This is a genomic window from Kosakonia sp. ML.JS2a (assembly GCF_025642095.1).
Taxonomy (GTDB): Bacteria; Pseudomonadota; Gammaproteobacteria; order Enterobacterales; family Enterobacteriaceae.
In genome coordinates this window covers 723387-745982 of the sequence record NZ_CP106754.1, presented here as the reverse complement: position 1 = coordinate 745982, position 22596 = coordinate 723387, and the positions used below count along the sequence as shown (strand labels likewise).

Here is a 22596-nt window from a genome sequence, read left to right as displayed (position 1 = left end):
CCTTCTTTTTACAGATAATTAACGCGTCACATTATTGCGGGCAATATCCAGCGAACCGCTCTGCCGCCATTTGCTCTGGCAAGCGGATAACGTAAACAGCGAGACAAGCGTAAACAGCAGCGCAATCCCGCCCATAATGATGTAGGTATTTTCAAAACCGATGCGGTCATACAAAATCCCGGCGGGCGAGGAAACCACCACGTTGCCGACATACAGCATGGCCTGATAACCAAGTAAATACATGGTCGCATTCACGCGTTTATCAAAATGCTCAGCGATATATTTAAATACCGACACCAGCAGCAGGCAGATTTCCAGGCCGTACAGCGGTTTTAATACCGAAATCAGCAGATGCGATTCGCACAGCCCGGAGATGATTAACCGCGCCCCCACCACCATGCCGACAATCAGCAACCCACGCTTAGCGCCAATAAAATTCACAAACAGCGGGATCACCATATACATCACGAACTCCATGCCGGACTGCACCGTTCCCAGATAACCAAAAACGGCGTTGCCCTGATGGACATCCTCAAAGAAGGTCACGAAATAGCGGGAGAACTGCTGTTCGGCGATAAACATCATCCATGCCACACCGGCTACATACAGGCAGAACGCCCAGAATTTGCGGTTACGCAGCAGCGCATAGACATCCGCCGGGACGATTTTCTCTTTGGTCAGCACCTCATCGGCATGAGTGGAGTGGACATTCACTTTCAGGCTTAACAACACCGCCAGCATAATCAGCGAAGCGACCGATCCCATCATAAAGTTATAGGCTGGCGAGAGGTTAAACAGCAGGCCGGAAAACGAGGATGCCACCGCCCAGCCAAGCGACCCCCACATGCGAATCTGACCAAATTCCATACCGTTTAAACGGCTGTAGCGATCGGTATAAGACTCGCAGGCGGCCACTCCCGCATACCAGGCAAAACTTAAATAGATTGCCCCGACAATAATCCCCAGCAACGTATTCGACATTAATAACGGCTGGTAAACATAAATAAAGAACGGTGCCATTAATGCCGACATCAGCACCACAAAATAGAGCAGATATTTGCTCATGCCGATTTTATCGAGGATATAGCCGTAAATCGGTTTCAGGATCACTGAGAAAATACCGTTCACGGCAAATACCGTACCAATGACCGTGCCGCTCAGGTTGGCTTTTTGTCCTAACCAGATAGCCAGCAGACCAATACTGGCCGACCAGGTAAAGAAATAGAGAAAAATAAATGTGCTGATTTTGTAATATTCAGTTTTCTGGTTGATGGCTGTCTTTTCCATACTATCCTCGGCGAAAGCATGTAGGGTTCAGAGTTCGGCATCCGGTGATAACCGGGAATTAAAAGGTAATGATGTGTTTTGCTTTTCCGGCCTGGTGAATAACCAGCGCCTGTTCTTCTCTGTGCAGTTGCGGTATGCAGGAATTAAATGCCCCTTCAGAGGCGGCGGCCTGCACCGCGCACGCCAGCCAGTGGCGGCCTGGGGGAATATCGCCCTGCAACACCGGGATCGCCGCACAGGGAGCAAACATAATGCTGCTGTTCGGCGGCGTGACCACGCTGTCCGCCTGACGCATAACGGTGCTGGCCAGTGGGAAAATCGCGCTGATGCCATTTTCCGCCACCACCAGGCTCCCGCCCTCTTCGCCGCGATGCGCGGCTTTCAGCACCGCGAAACCGCCCTCCACGCTCTGCAAATGGCGGGCGGAGTCAATACGGTGTACCCGCACATGCCAGTCACCATAGGGAATCAGCCAGGTGGCAATATGTACGTCATGCCACGGTGACCAGCGGGAGAAAATGGCCTGTTCGCTGACCACCACCTCTTCACATTCCCGACGGCCGCGGAAATAGTTATCGCCGTCGCTGAGCAGCAACATGGAGTCACAGGCGGCGTGTTTAATGCCATAACGCCCGCGTTCAATGGTGAAGCCAAACAGGCTGGAATAGGCAAATTTGGTGTATTTCGCCTCGGTATTGACGTAATTGTTCAGCTCAAGCTGCCCGGACGCGAGCATCCAGACATGCCGCGCGTGGTCACTGTGCACCAGGATTTGCCCGGCGTGCGGCAGGGTTCGCTGCACGGCCCGCTCCGGCAAGGGCAACTCTTCGGCACGCCAGAACGGGTGCGCGGCGGGCAGCACCAGAATGAGAAAGACTTTTAACGCCCAGTACGGCGAACCCGGTGAGTTGTAGTCTTCGCACATCGCCAGGTTAGGGTAGGCAAACCCCAGCGTCAGAATGCCGTCGCGGTCAAAGATCGGCTGTTTTTGCCACCAGCGCAGATGGCGCAATATCACCCCTTTCACCACGCCAGCCGGAAAAACATCCAGCCCGGAGAACGCCACAGCGCTCCAGAAAGCGACCATCGCAAAACGGTACGTCAGGCTGCGCCCATAAGGGACGCACTCGCCTCCCGCAGCCGACATCGAAATAAAATCCTGCGCAAACAGGCGCGCCCGTTCGCGGATAATGCCTGCCCGCACGGGGTCGTCATCGCCATTCAGCATGGCATAAACCAGGCCGTAAAAATGGAACGCCATCGGGATGTAGTAATCTTTCGGCCGACCTGGGCCATCGGAATACCAGCCGTCGCCCAGGTAATAAGCGTCCATCATCGCAAAACGGCGTTCAATCGCCGCCGCATCCCAAGGGAGTCCCGCACGTTTAAAGCCCAGTTGCACCATGATGGCGAAGAAATGCCAGTTGCTGTCGGGCATCTCTGCATCGGTGATCTGGTTAAGCCAGCGATGCAGGTTATGCACTTCGCGTTCGCTAAAGCTTGCGGTGAGCGTGTCGCCCAGCAGCGCCAGACCGAGGCCATAAGCGGCCATCTCCACCAGTCGCTGATCGTAAGGCCCTGTTTCCCCCCAGTAGCCTTCACTCTGTGGATCGGTGCCGCGCTTTATTGCCGCCAGGTATTTCGGGCTAAACGGTTCGGCATCGCCACCCGCCATCAACGGGAACAGCCCCCATAATGCCCGCGACAATCCCTCCATCTCTGCAATATCGGTAGGGTAATGGGCGCTGGTGTCGCCCAGCGAAAAGCGGGATTCGCCCGCCGGAAACTGGCGATCCAGCGCGCTCAGTATCGTGTTCAGCGCGGCGACCACGTCGTCGCGGGATGACAATGGATTTGATGTTTTCACTTCCGCCGTCTGCATAGGTTGCTCTCCCTTGGGTGTGGCTGAAGGATAGTGAATCCATGAGAAGGGGAAATGTTAGCCTGGTCACACCGCCGTAATTTGCCTGAAACCGCTATTGAGGAAATTTAAAACCGTGGTTTATAACTAGATTCATCCGGGTAAAAATTGAGAACAGTTGCACTATGAACGACAACTGGCAGGCAGAGCGCCTTGAGCTGATCACCCTGAATGACGCCATCGTGTCGTTCAGTCGGCTTTTCGCCAATACCGTGCGTTACCACCACTGGCATCAGTGTCTGGAAGTGCTGTACGTCGAAGAGGGTTTTGGCGTGGTGATTGTCGACAACCGCCAGTACACCATGCGCCCCGGTCGGCTGTTTTTCTTCCCGCCCTTTACCATTCATAAAGTGATGGTGGATGAGCAGGCGCAGGATCGTTATCGCCGCACCATCATTCATGTCGATCACCATGCAGTGCTCAAACAGTTGCGCGATTTCCCGCACAACCACAGCCGGTTACAGCGTCTTTCACTGCGCGGCGGCGCAGCGGTGGTGATGGATGCCGCCGATATTCACCCGCATATCGATCACCTGTTTAGCTGTTATGCCAGGCTTGCCGCCTGCGCCAGCCTGACGGGCGAGCAGGTCGCCTGCCTGTTACTTAACCTGCTGGGCATGTTGCCGGAAGCCAATGAAGAGTTACCGGAAGAGCGCAGCGGCATTGCCACGCCGGTGATGTTCTGGCTGGAGGAAAACTACCGGCAAAAATTCAGTCTCGACAGGCTGGCGCAGGAGCTGGGCAAGTCCCGCAGCTATGTCTCGCGTCGTTTTCATTTCGAAACCGGTGAGCATATTCATCAATACCTGAACACCATCCGCCTGCGAAAAGCCTGTGATTACCTGCTGCACAGCGCGCGCAGCATCAGCGAGATCGCCGATGACGTCGGTTTTTCCGATGTGACCTACTTTATCAGCGCGTTTAAGAAGGGCATCGGTGAAACGCCGCTACAGTACCGTAAAAACCACGCCACGGCACCGCGCTGACTGTTGCCCCAGGCGCGGTTTTGCTATGGTGATGCTCTGATAACTTCACCGGAAAAAGCATATGGAACGGCTGGATTGCGATCGCATGTTTGTGGCGGTAATGGAAACCGGCAGCTTTACCGGCGCGGCACAACGCTGCGGCACCAGTCACGGTCAGGCCTCTAAGCTGATCTCCCGCCTGGAGCATGAACTGGGCGTTAACCTGCTGCGCCGCAGCACCCGCTCGCTTACCCCCACCGAGGTGGGACAGGCCTATTACGAGCGCATTCGCCAGTTACTGACCGATTACGACGCGCTCAATGATTCGGTACGCAACATTGCGAATGCCCCTTCCGGCCTGCTGCGTATCTCTGCGCCCGTCACCTTTGGTACGTCGCAACTGACGCCGCATCTGGTGGCGTTCGCCCGTCGTTATCCGGACATTGAGCTGGATGTCAGCTTTGCCGATCGGCTGGTCAGCGTGGTGGACGAGGGTTTTGATCTGGCGTTACGCATCGGCAGCCTGACGGACAGCAGCCTGGTAGCGCGCCGTTTGTGTGCGATCCGCAACGTGGTGGTGGCATCGCCGGACTACCTGGCCCGCCACGGCGAACCGTCGCACTGGCAGCAACTCGACCAGCACAGTCTGATTGTCGATACCAACTTTCGCGATCCCTGGCACTGGCCGTTTATTGACGCGCAGCAGCAGCTACACGCCCAGCCTGTGCGCGGGCGCATGAAGTTCTCCAATGCCGAAGTCTGTCTTGAAGCGGCCTGTGCCGGGCTGGGTATTGCGCGGATACCGGTTTTTGTGGCCGGGAAAGCGCTGAAAGCGCAGCGCGTAAAACTGCTGCTGAGCGCCTATGAAGCACCGCCGCTGGCGCTGTTCGCCGTTTACCCTCCGGCCCGCTACCTGGCGCAGAAATCCCGCGTACTGATCGACTTTCTGGTGGAATCCTTCTCGCCGCAGCCCGCATGGGAACAGGGGTGGTGATAATTTCCATATTGGAAATAAACATGCCTGTTATGAGCGGATAATCATCGATATGGAAAGACTGTACACTCCCCTCATCAACTGACCTGAGAGGAAGACCACCATGTTCGATCAACGCACAACCCCTTATGCTGCTCTGCTGATGCGCCTGGCGCTGGGTATTCTGTTTCTGGCGCATTTCAGCCTGAAGTTTTTCGCGTTTACCCCGGCGGGCACGGCAAAATTCTTTGCGTCTCTGGGTCTGCCCGGCTGGCTGGCCTACGTCACGATGACCGTTGAACTGCTGGGCGCAATTGCCCTGATCCTCGGTGTCTACACCCGTGTTGTGGCAATCGTGCTGATCCCTATTCTGCTTGGCGCTATTTTTACCGTACACGGTCCGGCGGGCTTCTTCTTCACGAACCCGAACGGTGGCTGGGAATTCCCGGCATTCTGGATCGTGGGTCTGCTGGTGCTGGCATTAACCGGCGACGGTAAATTCGCGCTGAAGCCCACCACACGACAGAGCTAACGGAGGTTATATGCTGATTGAGGGTAAATGGACAGCGGACTGGCACCCTGTACAAGCCACCGACGAGAAAGGCGGCTTTGTGCGCCAGACCTCCAGCTTTCGCCACTGGGTCACGCCGGACGGGTCGGCTGGCGTCACCGGCGACGGTGGTTTTCAGGCCGAACCGGACCGCTATCACCTGTATGTAGCGCTGATCTGCCCGTGGGCGTCCCGTACGCTGATTGCCCGTAAACTGAAAGGGCTGGAAGCGGTCGTCAGTGTGTCCGTGGTCGAACCCTGGCTGCTGGACGAAGGCTGGCATTTCGGTGATTACCCCGGCGCTGATCGCGATACGCTCAATCAGGCGGAGTGGCTGCATCAGCTTTACACCCGCGCCGACGCCAAATTTACCGGGCGCGCAACGGTGCCGGTGCTGTGGGACAAGAAAACCCACACCATTGTGAATAACGAGTCGGCCGATATCGTGCGCATGTTTAACAGCGGCTTTGGCGAGCTGGCAAACCAGACGCTCGATCTCTATCCGCTGCCTCTGCGCGATGAGATCGACCGCCTGAATGCGGAGATCTACCCGAATCTCAACAATGGGGTTTATCGCGCCGGTTTTGCCACCACACAGCTCAGTTATGAAGAAGCAGTCAGCGATGTCTTCAGGCAACTGGATAAACTGGAAAGCCACCTTGCGCAGCGCCCGTTTCTTTGTGGCGAGCAGTTAACAGAAGCGGATATCCGCCTGTTCGTGACGCTGGTGCGCTTTGATGCCGCCTATCACGGGCTGTTTAAATGCAACCTGCGTAAGCTCGCGGAATACACACACCTGGACCGCTATCTGCGCCAGATGCTGGCATACCCCGGCATTCGCGAGACGGTGAATATCGATCACATTAAGCAGGGCTACTACTCCATCAAAGCCCTCAACCCTAACGGCATCGTCCCGCAGGGGCCGGATTTGAGCGCTTATGGGCTCTGACAGGAAGCGATGATGAAAAAATTGATTGTGCTGTTACACGGCGTCGGCAGCAGCGGCGACGACTTACGCGGTCTGGGGAAATACTGGTCGCAGACGCTGGGCGATGTGCTGGTGGCTTCGCCGGACGGGCCGTCGCGCTTTGATATGGGACCGGGTTTCCAGTGGTTTAGCGTTAACGGCATCACCGAAGAGACGCGCGCAGGGCGTATTGCTGATGCGCGCGCGGCATTCAATGCCACCCTCACTGGGTTGCTCGAAAAGCATGATGTGCAGCCAGGCAGAGACAAACTGGTGCTGGCGGGTTTCTCTCAGGGAGCCATTATGTCGCTGGACGCGCTGGTTAATGGCCAGTGGCCGCTGGCGGCGGTGGTCGCCTTTTCCGGTCGTCTCGCCTCCGCCCGGCCGTGGCAGCCAGCACGCAACACCCCGGTGCTGTTGGTGCACGGGATGAGCGATCCGGTGATCAACTGGAAAGAGAGTGAGCGCGCCGCCGCAGAGCTTGGGGAAGCGGGTATCGATGTCGATACCTATTTTGAACCCGGCGTGCCGCATACCCTCACCGCCAATGGCGCAATGAAAGCCGCCAGTTTCCTGCAACCCCTGCTTAACCGCGTAGATTAACGCGTGACGGGATGCCGCCCGGGCATCCCTGTATTACGCCACCAGTTGCTGCATGACCTGGATAAAGGCAGAAGTAATACGTGCTTCGTGCACATGCCGCCCCTCTTCAATCACCCAGCGTCCTCCCGTCATGACCCTTTTTATCGGGTTGGCTGCACAGGCAAAAATCCAGCGGTTCAGCCGTTCGCGATCGCCGGCAGTGGCCAGGAAAGGATCGCGGCTATCCAGCAGCAGCATATCTGCACGCTCGCCTGTCGCCAGTTGACCGATCGGCTGACCCAACGCTCTGCGCCCGCCCTGCAACGCCCCCTGATACAGCACATTACCGATATAGGGTTCGTCGGGCAGATGCAGAAGATTGCGCCGCCGCTGATTCAGGCGTTGCCCGTACTCAAACCAGCGCAGATCTTCCGTGACGCTGACGCTAATATGGCTGTCGGAGCCAATCCCCCAGGCACCGCGCCGGGTAAGGTAATCCGCGCCGGGGAAAATACCGTCGCCAAGATTGGCTTCCGTGGTCAGACACAGGCCCGCTACCGCACCGGACGCAGCCATCATGCGCGTCTCTTCCGGCGTCACGTGCGTCGCATGGATCAGGCACCAGTGTTCATCCACCGGTTGATGGCGGTACAGCCACTCCACCGGGCGCAAGCCGGACCAGGCGACGCAGTCATCCACCTCTTTTTGCTGTTCAGCGACGTGAATATGCACTGGCTGTTTTTGCGGGCTGGCGTCGAGCACCGTCTGCATCTGTTCCGGCGTCACCGCCCGCAGTGAATGGAAGCACAGCCCGGTACGCTGCATCGGTTCGCTGGCAAGCTGCGCGGTGAGCGTTTCATGCAGCGCCAGATAGCCTTCGGTGTCATGAAGAAAACGACGCTGCCCGGCGGACGCCGCCTGCCCGCCAAAACCGGAATAGCTGTAGAGCACCGGCAGTAGCGTTAACCCGATGCCTGCGGTTTTGGCCGCCTGTGAAATACGCAGCGCCAGTTCTGCGCGTTGCGCGTAAGGTTTGCCGCCGCGATCGTGGTGCAAATAGTGAAACTCCGCCACCGAGGTATAACCGGCTTTCAGCATTTCGATGTACAGATAGCTGGCAATCACTTCCAGTTGTTCCGGGCTGATTTTATCCACCAGCCGGTACATCAAGTCCCGCCATGTCCAGAAGCTGTCCGCCGGATCGCCCACCACTTCGGTCAGCCCCGCCATTGCGCGCTGAAAGGCGTGCGAGTGCAGATTCGGCATTCCCGGCACCAGAAAACCCTCCAGCCGGATGTCGTCATCACCCGGCTGACTGTCGCTTTCCAGCGCACCGATCATGCCCTGTGCTGAAACCGTGATCCTGACATTATTTGCCCAACCTTGCGGCAACAGTGCTTTTGCCGCGAAATAGACCGCCATATCCCCTCTCCGCGCAGACATTCACAAGATGTATATACATGTTTATATATATACATCCAATAGGGGGTAGAGTAAACTTTATCACTCATCAGGTGAGGATAGCGTAATGGCGCAAAGCGACGTGTTTAAAGCAGTGGCTGAAGAAGGGCATCTGGATCAGCCCGCCCCTTTCTATGAAAGGGTAAAAAGCATGATCAAAACCAATGTTCACAGCGGTGTCTGGCCGGTTAATTTCCGCGTGCCGTCCGAAAGTGAACTGGTTAGCCAGTTCGGCTATAGCCGCATGACCATTAACCGCGCCCTGCGCGAGCTGACCGCCGAAGGCCTGCTGGTGCGTATGCAGGGCGTCGGCACCTTTGTCGCCGAAGTACGCGGGCAGTCTGCGCTGCTGGAAATCAATAACATCGCCGATGAGATTATCAGCCGTGGTCATCGCCACCACGCCCGGGTGCTTGAACTGACCCAGTTGCATGCCGATGCCCAGCAAGCGCTGGCGTTTAACCTGCCAAAAGGCAGCCGCCTGTTCCACTCGCTGATCTGCCATTACGAAAACGGCGTACCGGTGATGCTGGAAGACCGGCTGGTGAATGCACTGATTGTGCCGGACTATCTGCAACAGGATTTTACCCGCATCACCCCGAACGCCTATCTCTCTTCCATCGCGCCGATTGTGGAAGGGGAACACATTATCGAGGCGGTCAACGTGCCCCGTACGGAGTGCGCGTACCTGGAAATCGATGAGCACACCCCTTGCTTACAGGTCAATCGCCGCACCTGGACCGGTCGTCAGGACAAAAAAATCGTCACCAGCGTGCGGCTGGTCTACCCTGGCCCGCGCTACCGGCTGGAAGGAAGCATGCGCAAATGACCGTGCTGCTGCCCTACGCCGACTATGCGGAGATGCGCTGGAAAAACGGCCAGGGCGTGACCCGTGAAGTGTGTCGTTTTCCCGGAAGCGAAGCGTACGACTGGCGCGTATCGGTCGCCACCATTCGTGAAAACGGTGCGTTCTCGCGTTTCTCTGGCTACCTGCGAAATATCAGCGTGCTGGAAGGCGACGGCATGTTCCTCACCCTGGACGGCCAGCGCAGCGCATTGATCCCCCCTTTTCAGGCAACGGATTTTAACGGCGACAGCGACACATACTGCGAAGTAGTCGGTGGGCCGCTGCTGGATTTCAATGTTATCTATAACCCGCAAACCATACAGGCCGCCGTTCGCTGGGCACGCGCTGGAGAGTGGGCGCATCCGCAAGGAACTCTGCTACTGTTTAACGCCGGTGACGTGCTGGATGTCACCGTTAACGCGCAGTCATTTACCTTGCAGCATTACGACAGCCTGTTGATCTATGCCCCGGCAACCCTCACGGTCGATGCAGGCGCAGACACGCTTTTCGCCTGCGTAACGCTCCTCCCCCGCTAATCGCGACGCAGGCATTTACCCATTGTCGGCTTCGCTAATCAGCGCGCAAAGCTGGCGGCTCAACTCACCGCTGGCAATCAGATCGCGCACCGCGTGCATATCCGGATAGAGCGCCGTATCCGTTTCACGAAACGCCACCCGCTTACGCACCTGCGCCAACGTTAACTCCGTGCCAATGGATGCCCGCAGCGGGCGGTGGAACTCAATCGCCTGGCAGGCGCACAGCAGTTCAATCGCCACAATATCCACCGCGTTCGCCACCGCTTGCCGCGCCTTACGCGCCGCCGACACGCCCATGCTGATATGATCTTCCTGCCCGGCGCAGGTCGATACCGTGTGCACACTGGCGGGCGCAGCCAGGCTACGGTTATCCCCGGCGAGCGCGGCAGCGACATACGGCGGGATCATCATCCCGGAATTGGCGCCGCTTTTGCCCACCAGAAACGCGGGCAGACCGCTGAGATGTACGTTAGTGATACGGTCTGAACGCGCCTGCGAGGCGGTACTGAGCTGGGCAATCGCCACCGCCAGCGCATCCAGCGCCAGTGCCAGCGGCGCGCCATGCCCGTTGCCGCCCGGCAACGTCACCAGTGCATCCGCTTCGATTAAAAATACCGGGTTATCGGTGACCGAATTGAGTTCAGTGGTCACGATATGGCGGCAATGCGCCAGTTGATCACGTACCGCGCCGTGGATCTGCGGAATGCAACGCAGGCTGAGCGCATCCTGCACCCGATGGTCACGGTAATGTTGAAGAATGTCGCTTCCCTGCAATAAGCGGCGCAAAATGCGCGCCGTTTCCTGCTGCCCGTCATGGGGGCGTAGCGCATGCAGCCGTGCATCGTAGCCGCGCGTGTTGCCTTTCAACGCTTCAAGGCACATGCCGCCCGCCATATCCGCGACCGGCAGCAACTGTTCAAAATCCCGAACCGCCAGGCAGGCCAACGCAGTGATTTCGTACGTGCCGCTGATCAGCGCATGCCCTTCACGCGGGCCAGGGATTCGGGGCGGGATCCCCGCCTTTGCCAGCGCATCGGCGGAAGGCAGTAACTGCCCCTCATACCAGCACTGCCCTTCGCCAAACAGGGATAAACCGATATGCGCGGTGGCAATCAGATAGCCAACGGATCCACCTGCCGGAGACCACGGAGTCAGCTGCCGGTTCAGCATTAGCGCCATCCGCTGCGCCAGTTCAGCACTGACGCCGCTGCATCCTTGCAGCAACGATTTCAGCATCACCGCCATCATCGCCCGCACTTCCCGCACCGACAGATCCGCGCCCATACCACAGGCATGACTGCGCAACATATTAAGTTGCATGCTGGCAATCTGATCCGCAGAGAGACGCTCAGTCACCAGATCTCCCACGCCGGTCGTCAGGCCATAGATCACGTCGCCCCGGGTAATGGCGTTGTGGATATACCCGCTGACCGTATCCATGTGCGACAGCGCATCAGGATCCAGCGCCACTGGCGCGCCATCGGCAATGCGCACCAGTTCATCAAGGGTCGTGGCGGCCCGGCCTAATGTCACCGCATCCGTCTGTTGCGCGGAAGAAAAGGGAATTGTCGTCATCTTGCTGCCGTTCCTTACTTGCTCAGTTGGTGTTTAACCAGCCACTGGTGCGCCACATCGTCAATGCTGGCGAACTCAGCAAGCTGTTCATTCATGGCAATCAGATCCTCGGTCGTCAATTGAGCGGAGATCGTGTTCAGCGTGTTCTGAATGGTCGGGTTCAGCGTGGCGCTGGCGACGATGGGAACAATATTCTGCGCCGCAAACAGGTGCTTGGGATCATCAAGCGCCACCAGGTGATCTTTTTTGATCTCCGGCGTAGTGGAGGTGAGATCCGCGACCTGGATCTGGTTGTTTTTCAACGCGGTCAGCGTCAACGGCCCGGCAACATCCAGCACTTTAAAGCTTTTGAAATTCAGGCCGTAGACCTCGCGCAGGCCGGGAACGCCTTCATGGCGGGTTTTCCACTCCGCCGGGCCGCCAAGCACCAGTTCACCGGCAATCGGCTTCAGATCGTCGATGGTTTTCAGTTTGTACTTGTCGGCGGTCTTTTTCGTCACCGCAAGCACATCACTGTTCTGCGCCGCGGAGGTGTTCAGCATGCTGACATTTTTCGGCAGTTTCGTGGCCAGCGCGGTTGCCACCTCTTCCGAGCTGTGCGCGGTGTTTTTCGCATCCAGATAGCTCAGCAGCGCGCCGCTGTACTCCGGGATAACGTTGATAGAGCCATCGAGCAGTGCCGGAATATAGACTTCGCGGCTGCCGATATTGAGTTTTTTCTCTACCGGAATGTTCTGCGCTTCCAGCGCCCCGGCATAAATGGTCGCCAGCAACTGGTTTTCCGGAAAATCCGCCGAGCCGATAATGACTTTCTGACCGGCGTCCGCAGCCCAGACAGAAGAAGCGACAGACAGCAGTGCGGCACTGAGCAACATAAGAGAGCGTTTCTGAACATTCATCGTATTAACCTTCTGTTATTAAAGGACTACTGGTTGTGGGTACGCCGGGAGATGCCTGGTGACACCATCACTTTCCCGGCGAGCGAAAATAAGAGATCAATCATCAGTGCCAGCAGCGCGACGAGGATCGCGCCGGCGGTCATTTGGGCGAAGTCATTCGCCGCTCTACCATCGATAATCAGCCGCCCGAGGCCGCCAAGCGACACATACGCCGCGATGGTCGCGGTAGAGACGATTTGCAGCGCCGCGCTGCGAATACCGGAGAGGATCAGCGGCGCAGCGCAGGGTAACTCCACCTGCATCAGCACCTGCAACGGGGTCAGGCCAATGCCTTTCGCTGCATCGTGCACGCCCGGATCCACCGAGCGAATACCCGCATGCACGCCAAGCGCCACCGGAGGCAACGCCAGAACCACCAGCACAATGATGCAAGGCAGTACAAAGGCCATATCCGATTCGAAATAGCCTGCCAGCAGGATCACCAGCAAAATGATCAGACCAAACGAGGGCAGCGAACGCAGTGCGTTCGTCGTGCCAATTAACAGCGCTTCTCCTTTGCCGGTATGCCCGGTATAGCAACCCACCGGGAAAGCAATGGCGATCGCAAATGCCAGCGCCGCTGCGCTATAGCCCACATGCTGTAACAGCAGAGGCGCAATGCCATCATCGCCGTACCAGTGGCTGGGCTCGAAAAACCATTCAGACATTGCTCATCCCCTTTTAGGTTGCCAGCGGCTCAAGACGCGGGTTGTCGCCACGACCAGCGCATCAAGCACCAGAGCCAGCACGATACACAGCGCAATACCGGCGATAATCGGCGTGAGAAACTGCAACTGAAAACCCTGCGTAAACAGCGACCCCAACTGCGGCGCGCCAATCAGCGCCGCCACGGAGACAATACTGACGTTGGACACCACCGCGACGCGCAGACCCGCGCCAATCACCGGCACGGCAAGCGGCAGATCGATTTGCAGGAACTGTTGCAGCGGTGTGTAGCCCAGCGCATAAGCAGACTGCCGGGTCTCAGTGGAGACCGAATCCAGCCCGTCGCACACCGTCCTGACCAGCAGCGCAAAGCTGTAAATGGTCAGCGCCACCACCACGTTGAGCGGATCGAGGATTTGCGTATTCAGCAATGGCGGCAACAGCACAAACAGCGCCAACGACGGAATGGTGTACAGCAGGCCAAACAGATTGAGGATCACCGCTTTGACGCCCGGCAGACTGTGCACCGCCCAGCCAACCGGAACGGCCAGTAACAGCCCTATCATGATTGGTGTAATCGACAAGTAGCAGTGCCACAACAGCAGTGAGAGGATTCGGTCGCTCTGCGCCCACAGCCAGTCAAACCTCATAGCGCCTCCTGCGTCAGCGACTTGCAGGCATCCAGCACCTTTTCTAGCGACAGCGATCCCACCGGTCGGTGCTGTTCGTCAACCACCACAGCGCGATGACAGGGAGAGCTTAACGCCGAGTCCAGCAACTGACGCAGCGTGCCGCCCTGTGGCGAAAAGGTAGCGCCCAGGTTGATGTTTTCCGGGGCAATAATCTCTACCTGCTGGTGAGTGTCGAACCAGCCACAGGCTTTGCCCTGCTGCGTGACCAATAACCAGCGTTGCGCGCTGACGCCGCACGCTTGTGAAAGGGATGCGCCCATTTCAATGGCAGGTTCCGCCTGAAGCGCAGGCAGTGACCCGGAAGCGTGAAAACTGAGTTTGCGATAGCCGCGATCGCGGCCAATAAAGTCCGCCACAAATTCGCTTTGCGGCGCATTCAGCAATTCCCCGGGCGTAGCCAGTTGCGCCAGCTTGCCGCCGGGTTTCAAAACCGCCACGCAGTCCCCCAGCTTCATCGCTTCATCAATGTCGTGCGTGACCATAATAATGGTCTTGCTTACCGCCTTCTGAATGCGCAGAAACTCCTCCTGCAACTGTTCGCGCACCACCGGGTCAACCGCGCTGAAGGGTTCATCCATCAGCATAAATTCCGGGTCGGCGGCCAGCGCACGGGCCACGCCAACGCGCTGTTGTTGCCCGCCGGAGAGCTGCCACGGGTAACGTTTTGCCAGTTGCGACGCCAGCCCGACCACCTCCAGCAGCTCCCCCGCTCTGGCTCTGGCTTTGCTTTTGGTCGCACCGTTAAGGATGGCGGTGGTGGCGATGTTATCGAGGATGGTTTTATGCGGAAACAGCCCGGCATTCTGGATGACGTAACCAATGCGTCGACGCAGTTGCACCACATCCATTTGCGCGGTGGATTCACCGTTCAGCAAAATGGTGCCGGAAGAGGGTTCCACCAGCCGGTTGATCATCCGTAATGAAGTGGTTTTTCCGCAGCCGGACGGCCCCACCAGTACGGTAATTTTCCCTCCCGGCGCAACCAGGTTCAGGCCATCCACCACGACGGTGCCGTCGTCATAATGCTTGGTCACATTATTGAAAGTAATCATCGCTACGCCTTATGGTCATCATGTGCCGCCAAAGAACAGGGCCGGGTAACAGGCCGTATGTATATCCTTGTATGTACAACTTGCAAGCCATGTGCCATAACGTCATTGCAACAATCACGCATTCAAATAAAAAAGCATAAAAACATAAGGTTAAATCAACAAAAGCGTTCAGAGTCCGTGGAAAAAGGTCTATTCACCTGCGTTGCCATCAGCACCCGGTTCGCTTTTCTTGCACCTGAATTGCTCACAAATCTCCTCGTCACGCACAATAACGGTGCAGGAAAACAGCAACAAATCAGGCTGATAAACGCACACCAATAAAAAGCACGTTTTTAACAGGCTGTTTTTACTCGAAAATAAATAAAATGATCAAAGTGGCACCGTATGTGCTTATCATGTATATACAAGATACTGCAAAATGATATCGCCATTTCAGCGAGCATTTATTCCGCTAGCCAACAGAGAAGGTAAACCGCATGAGTAGTGAATTTTCCCGTTATCGTGATGTTGAAATCAGGGCGCCGCGCGGCACAACATTGAATGCAAAAAGCTGGCTGACGGAAGCCCCGCTGCGCATGCTGATGAATAATCTGGATCCTGACGTCGCGGAAAATCCCAAAGAACTGGTGGTCTACGGGGGAATTGGTCGTGCGGCGCGCAACTGGGAGTGCTTCGATAAAATGGTTGAGGCGCTGAAACAGCTCAACGACGATGAAACGCTGCTGGTGCAGTCCGGCAAACCGGTGGGCGTGTTTAAAACCCATACGAATGCTCCCCGGGTGCTGATCGCCAACTCCAACCTTGTTCCCCATTGGGCGAACTGGGAACACTTTAATGAACTGGATGCCAAAGGGCTGGCGATGTACGGGCAGATGACCGCCGGATCCTGGATCTATATTGGCAGTCAGGGGATCGTGCAGGGCACCTACGAAACCTTCGTGGAAGCGGGTCGCCAGCACTATAACGGTTCACTGAGCGGGCGTTGGGTACTGACCGCGGGACTGGGCGGCATGGGCGGCGCGCAGCCGCTGGCAGCCACGCTGGCTGGCGCCTGTTCACTGAACATTGAGTGCCAGCAGTCGCGTATCGATTTCCGTCTGCGCACCGGCTATGTGGACGAGCAGGCAAGCGATCTGGATGATGCGCTGGCGCGTATTCATCGCTATACCCGCGAGGGCAAAGCGGTTTCCGTTGCGCTGCACGGCAACGCAGCAGAGATATTGCCAGAGCTGGTTAAACGTGGTGTGCGCCCGGGCCTCGTCACCGATCAAACCAGCGCCCACGATCCGCTGAACGGCTATCTGCCCATCGGCTGGCAGTGGGAAACCTACCGCGAACGCGCGAAGACAGAGCCTGCACAGGTGATTCAGGCGGCAAAAGCCTCTATGGCAGAGCATGTGAAAGCAATGCTCGCCTTCCAGCAGCAGGGCATTCCCACGTTTGATTATGGCAATAACATCCGCCAGATGGCGAAAGAGATGGGCGTCAGCAACGCGTTCGACTTTCCTGGTTTTGTGCCCGCCTATATTCGCCCGCTGTTTTGCCGGGGGATCGGCCCGTTCCGTTGGGCGGCGCTGTCCGGCGATCCGCAAGATATCTATCGTACCGATGAAAAGGTGAAAGCACTGATTCCCGACGATGCGCACCTGCACCGCTGGCTGGATATGGCAAAAGAGCGCATCAGTTTCCAGGGCTTGCCGGCGCGTATCTGCTGGGTCGGTCTGGGGCAGCGCGCGAAGCTGGGGCTGGCATTTAACGAAATGGTCAGACGCGGCGAAGTTTCCGCGCCGATTGTCATTGGCCGCGACCACCTCGATTCAGGTTCCGTCGCCAGCCCTAACCGGGAAACGGAGTCGATGAAAGATGGCTCTGATGCCGTTTCCGACTGGCCGCTGCTGAATGCATTGCTGAATACCGCCAGCGGCGCGACCTGGGTCTCTTTGCACCACGGCGGCGGGGTGGGTATGGGCTTTTCCCAACATTCCGGAATGGTGGTGGTATGCGACGGCACGGATGAAGCCGCAGAGCGTATTGCCCGCGTGCTGCATAACGATCCGGCGACAGGCGTGATGCGCCATGCGGATGCGGGCTACGATTCGGCCATTGCCTGCGCCAACGAGCACGGTCTCAACCTACCGATGATTTCTGGGTCATGATTTAAAGGCGCGGTAACCACCGCGCACTATCATCACGGGAGAACGCTTATGCGTACTTTATGGCGCCATTGTCAGATTGCCACCATGGTGGACGGGCAATATAACCTGATAACCGGGGCAGCCATGCTGACCGATGGCCCGCAGATTGTATGGCTGGGCAAAGAGGGAACGCAGCCGGAAGGATCGGTGGATAATGACGTGGATCTGCACGGACATCTGGTTACGCCTGGACTGATTGATTGCCACAGCCATAGCGTGTTTGGCGGCAATCGCAGCCAGGAGTTTGAGATGCGGCTCAACGGGGCGAGCTATGCGGAGATTGCGGCAGCGGGCGGCGGCATTATCAGCACCGTCAATGCCACCCGTCACGCCGATCAACAGCAACTGCTGGACAGCGCCCGCAAACGCATCGACGCACTGCGCAAAGACGGCGTCACGGCGCTGGAGATCAAGTCCGGTTACGGCCTCAGTTTTGCCGATGAGCGCAAAATGTTGCAGGTGATCCGTATGCTGGCTAACGAGATGCCGTTGACCCTTTTCAGCACCTGTCTTGCCGCGCATGCGTTGCCGGCGGAGTACACGCACCGTGCTGATGAGTACATCGACGACATCTGCCAGCGCTGGTTACCCGATTTGCACGCAGAAGGACTGGTGGATGCGGTAGACGCATTTTGCGAACATCTGGCTTTCTCCCCCGAACAGGTGGAGCGCGTGTTCCGCAAGGCGCAACAATTGGGCTTACCGGTGAAACTGCATGCGGAGCAACTTTCGTTGCTGCATGGCGCAGGGCTGGCAGCCCGCTATAACGCCCTTTCGGCCGATCATCTGGAATACCTGTGCGAAGAGGATATTGCGCTGATGGCGCAACACGGCACCACGGCGGTACTGCTGCCGGGCGCGTTCTACTTTTTACGCGAGCAGCAACAGCCGCCTGTGGCGCTGCTGCGTCAGTACCGGGTGCCGATGGCCATTTCCAGCGACCTGAACCCCGGCACGTCTCCGGTGTTATCCCTGCGACTGATGATGAACATGGCCTGCACCCTGTTCCGCCTGACGCCGGAAGAGGCGCTGGCGGGGGTGACCTGCCATGCTGCCCGCGCGTTAGGCATCGGTGCGCATTGCGGTACGTTGCAGGCAGGCAAAGAGGCCAGTTTTGTGGCGTGGGACGTCGAACATCCGGCGGAACTGAGCTACTGGCTGGGCGGCACGTTATCCAAACGGGTGATCTACAAGGGGGAGGAAGTCTGGCATGACTAACGGGTTCGAATTACATCAGGGTACGCTGCCGTTGCTGGTGAGTATGCCGCACCCCGGCACGCAACTGACGCCGGAGATCGCCGCCGCGCTGACGCCTCGTGCGCAGCGGCTGGAAGATACTGACTGGCACATTCCGCGGCTTTATCAGCCCATTCGCGCGCTGGGCGCGAGCGTACTGAGCGCAAACTACTCCCGCTATGTGGTGGATTTAAACCGCCCGGCCGACGATAAACCCCTGTACAGCACTGCCACCACCGGCCTGTTCCCGGCCACGTTCTTTGACGGCGAACCGTTGTTCGATGCCGGACAAGCGCCGGATGAGGCGATGAAAGCCGCGATTTTGCAGCACCTGTGGCAGCCTTATCATCAGGCGCTGATGCAGGAGCTGACAAGGCTGCGCGACACCTTCGGTTATGCCTTGTTGTGGGATGCTCATTCGATCAAGTCGGTGGTGCCGCGCCTGTTCGACGGTAAGCTGCCGGATCTCAATTTTGGGACTGCCGATGGCGCAAGCTGTGCGCCGGATCTGAGTGCCGCATTGCTGGCGCGCTGTGAGGCGTTTCCGCACTATACGAAGGTGCTAAATGGCCGCTTTAAAGGCGGTTATATCACCCGCCACTATGGTGACCCGCAGCAGCACATTCATGCGGTGCAGCTTGAGGTTGCGCAATGTTGCTACATGGATGAAGAGCAATTTACCTGGTCAGAAGAGAAGAGCGAGCGGTTCCGGGAGCTACTGAGCGCGCTGATCAACACCGCGCTGGAGTGGGGCGAGCGGCATCTGCGCCGCTAAGAAAAAAGGGATGCTGTGCGCATCCCTTTTTTTTGTGCATCAGGCTTCGATATCGGCCATATCGCCTTTTTCCTGCAGCCAGTTGCGCCTGTCTTCCGAACGCTTTTTGGCCAGCAGCATATCCATGGTCGCGTTGGTTTGCTGCTCATCTTCATCACTGATAATAAGCTGCACCAGGCGGCGGGTATTCGGATCGAGCGTCGTTTCACGCAACTGCATCGGGTTCATTTCGCCCAGCCCTTTAAAGCGCTGCACGTTCGGTTTGCCCTTCTTGCGTTTTAACTGCTCCAGCACGCCGGTTTTCTCTTCTTCCGTCAGCGCGTAATAGACCTCTTTGCCGAGATCGATACGGTACAGCGGCGGCAGCGCCACATGAACGTGACCGTTTTTCACCAGCGCGCGGAAGTGTTTGACAAACAGCGCGCACAGCAGCGTGGCAATGTGTAAACCGTCGGAGTCCGCATCCGCGAGGATACAGATCTTGCCGTAGCGCAGTTGGCTGAGATCGTCGCTGTCCGGATCGATGCCGATCGCCACCGAAATATCGTGGACTTCCTGAGAGGCAAGGACTTCGTCGGAAGAGACTTCCCAGGTGTTCAGGATCTTCCCTTTCAGCGGCATGATCGCCTGATATTCGCGATCGCGCGCCTGTTTGGCGGATCCGCCTGCGGAGTCCCCTTCCACCAGGAACAGCTCAGTACGGCTCAAATCCTGCGCGGTGCAGTCTGCCAGCTTGCCCGGTAACGCCGGACCGCTGGTCAGTTTCTTACGCACCACTTTTTTGGCGGCGCGCATACGGCGCTGCGCGCTGGAGATCGCCATTTCCGCCAGCAGTTCCGCCAGCTGGATATTCTGGTTCAGCCACAGGCTGAACGCGTCCTTCACCACGCCGGAAACAAATGCGGCGCACTGACGGGACGATAAACGCTCTTTGGTCTGCCCGGCGAACTGCGGATCCTGCATTTTTACCGACAGCACATACGCGCAGCGATCCCAGATATCTTCAGCGGAGAGCTTCACACCGCGCGGCAGAATATTGCGGTATTCGCAGAACTCGCGCATGGCGTCCAGTAACCCCTGACGCAGACCGTTAACGTGCGTGCCGCCCTGCATGGTCGGGATCAGGTTAACGTAGCTTTCCGTCAGCAGTTCGCCGCCTTCCGGCAGCCACAGCAGCGCCCAGTCCACCGCTTCTGTCTCAGCGGAGAAAGTGCCAATAAAGGGTTTTTCCGGCAGCGTCGGCAGGCCGTTAACCGCCTCGCACAGGTAGTCGTTGAGACCATCCTGGTAACACCAGCGCTGCTCGGCGTTGTTCACTTCATCTTTGAAGGTGATTTCCACGCCCGGGCACAGCACCGCTTTGGCCTTCAGCAAATGCGTCAGGCGGGAGACGGAGAAACGTGGGCTATCGAAGAAAGATTCATCCGGCCAGAAGTGGACGCTGGTGCCGGTATTGCGTTTGCCGCAGGTGCCGATGACCTGCAAATCCTGCACTTTTTCGCCGTTTTCAAAGGCGATGCTATAGACCTGCCCATCACGCCTGACGGTCACTTCCACGCGGCGGGACAGGGCGTTCACCACCGAAATCCCGACGCCGTGCAGACCACCGGAGAACTGGTAGTTTTTATTGGAGAATTTACCGCCCGCATGCAGACGGCAGAGGATCAGTTCAACGGCCGGGACACCCTCTTCCGGGTGGATATCTACCGGCATGCCGCGCCCGTCGTCGATAACTTCCAGCGACTGATCCGCATGCAGGATCACGTCCACGCGTTTCGCGTGGCCCGCCAGCGCTTCATCCACGCTGTTATCAATAACTTCCTGCCCCAGATGGTTGGGGCGCGTGGTATCGGTGTACATCCCCGGACGGCGGCGAACCGGCTCAAGCCCGGTGAGTACCTCTATGGCATCAGCGTTATAGGATTGCGTCATGGTTTGTTCGTAGATAGTGACCGCATCGTTTCCTGGTTAGCTCAACACAGCCCAAGGAACTCGATAATCTGTGTGAAATGATTCTCAAAGCCTACAAAGGCATGGTTTCCGCCCTCTTCCACAGTCTGGCGGCATGCGTCGTAATATGCCACAGCCTGGCGGTAATCCAGCACTTCGTCCCCGGTTTGTTGCAGCAGCCAGATAAGGTCCGGCGCTTCGAGCGGGTCAACTTGCATCACTTTGAGCTCGTAAATATGGCGAGACTCTAGCACATATTGTTGCCCCGTGTAGGGGTTCTCGTTATTGCCGAGGAAATCCGCCAGCAATTCAAAGGGCCGCACCGCCGGATTGACCACCACCGCCGGTAACATAAAACACTGCGAAAGCCAGGTCGCAAAATAGCCGCCCAGCGACGAGCCTACAATGCCAAGCTGTTTACCGCCCTGCGCCATTACCAGTGATTCAACCAGTTCCGCCGCCGCCGCAGGGTAAGGCGGCAATTGCGGCACTATGACGTCGATCTCCGGGTGGTGTTGCGCCAGCCACTGCGAAAGTTGCGTCGCCTTGGCGGAACGCGGCGAGCTGTTAAAGCCATGCAAATAGAGAAGCGTAGACATCAGTACCCTTCCGACGCCGTGTCCGGGCTGAATTTCGTGCTTTGTAAGCGGCAAACTTCCGTGTGCAGGGTGCCGTCGGCGTGCAGGTCCAGCCAGCGCCAGCCTGGCGCGATGGTATCCAGCGTGAAATTGGCGCAGTGCGGCTTGAACTGAACGCAGGTTGACGGCGTCGCCAGCATGCGGCGGCCATTCCAGTCGAGATCCAGCTCCTGATGAATATGCCCGCACAGCAGATGCCGTACTTTCGGGAAATGCTGCAACACATTGTTAAGCTCAGCGGCATTGCGCAGGCTGTGCTGATCGAGCCAGCTACAGCCAGACGGCAGCGGATGATGATGCAGTAGCAGCAAGGTGTGCCGATCCGGACTGGCGGCAAGCTTTTGCTCAAGCCAGTCAAGTTGGAACTCACTTAGCTCACCGTGCGGGACGCCGAACACCTGGCTGTCGAGCAGCAGGATTTGCCAGCTATCACCAACGAAAACACGTTTCGCCGGCGAGATCCCCGCGTCTTGCAGCGCGCTGTACATAGCAGGTTGAAAATCATGGTTGCCCGGCAGCCAGACGCAGGGCGCGTTAAAGCTTGCGATGCCTTCAGCAAAGTGCTGATAAGCCGCAGCGGTATGATCCTGCGCCAGGTCGCCGGTGGCGACGATAAGATCGCATCCGCGCTGCTGAGCTTTAATCGCGTCCAGTACCGCCTGGTAGCTCTCCCAGGTATTCACCCCTAACAGCGTTTCATGCTTTTCGGCAAACAGGTGAGAGTCAGTAATTTGTAATATCCTGACCCTGGCCTCACCAGCCAGAGAAAGGTTTAACAGGCTTTCCAAAT

21 protein-coding genes are annotated in these 22596 nt (G+C 57.6%); 10 read left to right on the top strand and 11 right to left on the bottom strand.

Annotated elements, in window-relative coordinates; all coding sequences use genetic code 11:
* Window positions 1-18: 18 nt before the first annotated feature.
* Together N7922_RS03580 and N7922_RS03575 are read right to left on the bottom strand one after the other, a co-directional pair.
* Window positions 19-1287, bottom strand: a complete 1269-nt coding sequence (locus tag N7922_RS03580; RefSeq protein WP_263099277.1) for an oligosaccharide MFS transporter — start codon at window positions 1285-1287, stop codon at window positions 19-21.
* 58 nt (window positions 1288-1345) lie between these two features.
* The gene (locus N7922_RS03575) at window positions 1346-3169 is read right to left on the bottom strand and encodes a DUF2264 domain-containing protein (RefSeq protein WP_263099276.1); all 1824 of its coding nucleotides are present in this window, start codon (window positions 3167-3169) and stop codon (window positions 1346-1348) included.
* 164 nt (window positions 3170-3333) lie between these two features.
* Here N7922_RS03575 and N7922_RS03570 point away from each other — a divergent pair, with 164 nt between their 5' ends.
* The 5 genes from N7922_RS03570 to N7922_RS03550 all read left to right on the top strand — a co-directional run bounded on the left by N7922_RS03570 (window position 3334) and on the right by N7922_RS03550 (window position 7266).
* Entirely contained in the window at window positions 3334-4194 is an 861-nt protein-coding gene (locus N7922_RS03570) for a helix-turn-helix transcriptional regulator (RefSeq protein WP_263099275.1), read from the top strand.
* Window positions 4195-4255: 61 nt separating this feature from the next.
* Window positions 4256-5167, top strand: a complete 912-nt coding sequence (locus tag N7922_RS03565; RefSeq protein WP_263099274.1) for a LysR family transcriptional regulator — start codon at window positions 4256-4258, stop codon at window positions 5165-5167.
* 103 nt (window positions 5168-5270) lie between these two features.
* The gene (locus tag N7922_RS03560) at window positions 5271-5678 is read left to right on the top strand and encodes a DoxX family protein (RefSeq protein WP_263099273.1); all 408 of its coding nucleotides are present in this window, start codon (window positions 5271-5273) and stop codon (window positions 5676-5678) included.
* A gap of 10 nt (window positions 5679-5688) precedes the next feature.
* Window positions 5689-6645 carry a glutathione S-transferase family protein gene (locus N7922_RS03555; protein WP_263099272.1) on the top strand — a complete coding sequence of 319 codons (957 nt, stop codon included), beginning with the start codon at window positions 5689-5691 and terminating at the stop codon, window positions 6643-6645.
* 9 nt (window positions 6646-6654) lie between these two features.
* The gene (locus N7922_RS03550) at window positions 6655-7266 is read left to right on the top strand and encodes an alpha/beta hydrolase (protein ID WP_263099271.1); all 612 of its coding nucleotides are present in this window, start codon (window positions 6655-6657) and stop codon (window positions 7264-7266) included.
* A 33-nt stretch (window positions 7267-7299) separates the two neighbouring features.
* Here the strand turns inward: N7922_RS03550 and N7922_RS03545 are convergent, their stop codons facing one another.
* Window positions 7300-8667, bottom strand: coding sequence for a formimidoylglutamate deiminase (locus N7922_RS03545; protein WP_263099270.1), 1368 nt, complete (start codon window positions 8665-8667; stop codon window positions 7300-7302).
* Between the two features lie 106 nt (window positions 8668-8773).
* On the opposite strand from N7922_RS03545, the gene hutC reads away from it, so the two are divergent.
* Both hutC and N7922_RS03535 read left to right on the top strand, forming a co-directional pair.
* Entirely contained in the window at window positions 8774-9535 is a 762-nt protein-coding gene (hutC, locus tag N7922_RS03540; RefSeq protein WP_263099269.1) for a histidine utilization repressor, read from the top strand.
* Window positions 9532-10089, top strand: coding sequence for a HutD family protein (locus N7922_RS03535; RefSeq protein ID WP_263099268.1), 558 nt, complete (start codon window positions 9532-9534; stop codon window positions 10087-10089). Before hutC ends, N7922_RS03535 begins: the two co-directional genes overlap by 4 nt.
* Window positions 10090-10104: 15 nt before the next feature.
* Here N7922_RS03535 and hutH read toward each other — a convergent pair whose 3' ends face one another.
* Genes hutH through N7922_RS03510 form a run of 5 tightly spaced genes read right to left on the bottom strand, consistent with a single transcriptional unit; the run spans window position 10105 to window position 15012 of the window.
* On the bottom strand, window positions 10105-11664 hold the full coding sequence (hutH, locus tag N7922_RS03530; protein WP_263099267.1) for a histidine ammonia-lyase: 1560 nt from the start codon (window positions 11662-11664) through the stop codon (window positions 10105-10107).
* Between the two features lie 14 nt (window positions 11665-11678).
* Window positions 11679-12563, bottom strand: coding sequence for an ABC transporter substrate-binding protein (locus N7922_RS03525; RefSeq protein WP_263099266.1), 885 nt, complete (start codon window positions 12561-12563; stop codon window positions 11679-11681).
* A 26-nt stretch (window positions 12564-12589) separates the two neighbouring features.
* A complete protein-coding gene (locus N7922_RS03520) occupies window positions 12590-13270 on the bottom strand; it encodes an ABC transporter permease (protein ID WP_263099265.1) in 681 nt (226 codons plus the stop codon).
* Window positions 13271-13273: 3 nt separating this feature from the next.
* On the bottom strand, window positions 13274-13918 hold the full coding sequence (locus N7922_RS03515) for an ABC transporter permease (protein ID WP_263099264.1): 645 nt from the start codon (window positions 13916-13918) through the stop codon (window positions 13274-13276).
* A complete protein-coding gene (locus N7922_RS03510) occupies window positions 13915-15012 on the bottom strand; it encodes an ABC transporter ATP-binding protein (protein ID WP_263099263.1) in 1098 nt (365 codons plus the stop codon). Before N7922_RS03510 ends, N7922_RS03515 begins: the two co-directional genes overlap by 4 nt.
* Before the next feature lie 476 nt (window positions 15013-15488).
* On the opposite strand from N7922_RS03510, the gene hutU reads away from it, so the two are divergent.
* Genes hutU through hutG form a run of 3 tightly spaced genes read left to right on the top strand, consistent with a single transcriptional unit; the run spans window position 15489 to window position 19218 of the window.
* Entirely contained in the window at window positions 15489-17168 is a 1680-nt protein-coding gene (hutU, locus tag N7922_RS03505; protein ID WP_263099262.1) for a urocanate hydratase, read from the top strand.
* A gap of 48 nt (window positions 17169-17216) precedes the next feature.
* Window positions 17217-18425, top strand: coding sequence for an imidazolonepropionase (gene hutI / locus N7922_RS03500; RefSeq protein WP_263099261.1), 1209 nt, complete (start codon window positions 17217-17219; stop codon window positions 18423-18425).
* Window positions 18418-19218 carry an N-formylglutamate deformylase gene (gene hutG / locus N7922_RS03495; RefSeq protein WP_263099260.1) on the top strand — a complete coding sequence of 267 codons (801 nt, stop codon included), beginning with the start codon at window positions 18418-18420 and terminating at the stop codon, window positions 19216-19218. The genes hutI and hutG overlap by 8 nt, the downstream gene beginning before the upstream one ends.
* A gap of 39 nt (window positions 19219-19257) precedes the next feature.
* Here the strand turns inward: hutG and parE are convergent, their stop codons facing one another.
* The 3 genes from parE to cpdA are packed head-to-tail and all read right to left on the bottom strand — an operon-like array spanning window position 19258 to window position 22594.
* A complete protein-coding gene (gene parE, locus N7922_RS03490; RefSeq protein WP_263099259.1) occupies window positions 19258-21150 on the bottom strand; it encodes a DNA topoisomerase IV subunit B in 1893 nt (630 codons plus the stop codon).
* Window positions 21151-21191: 41 nt separating this feature from the next.
* Window positions 21192-21767, bottom strand: a complete 576-nt coding sequence (gene yqiA / locus N7922_RS03485; RefSeq protein ID WP_263099258.1) for an esterase YqiA — start codon at window positions 21765-21767, stop codon at window positions 21192-21194.
* Entirely contained in the window at window positions 21767-22594 is an 828-nt protein-coding gene (gene cpdA / locus N7922_RS03480; RefSeq protein ID WP_263099257.1) for a 3',5'-cyclic-AMP phosphodiesterase, read from the bottom strand. The genes yqiA and cpdA overlap by 1 nt, the downstream gene beginning before the upstream one ends.
* Window positions 22595-22596 lie beyond the last annotated feature (2 nt).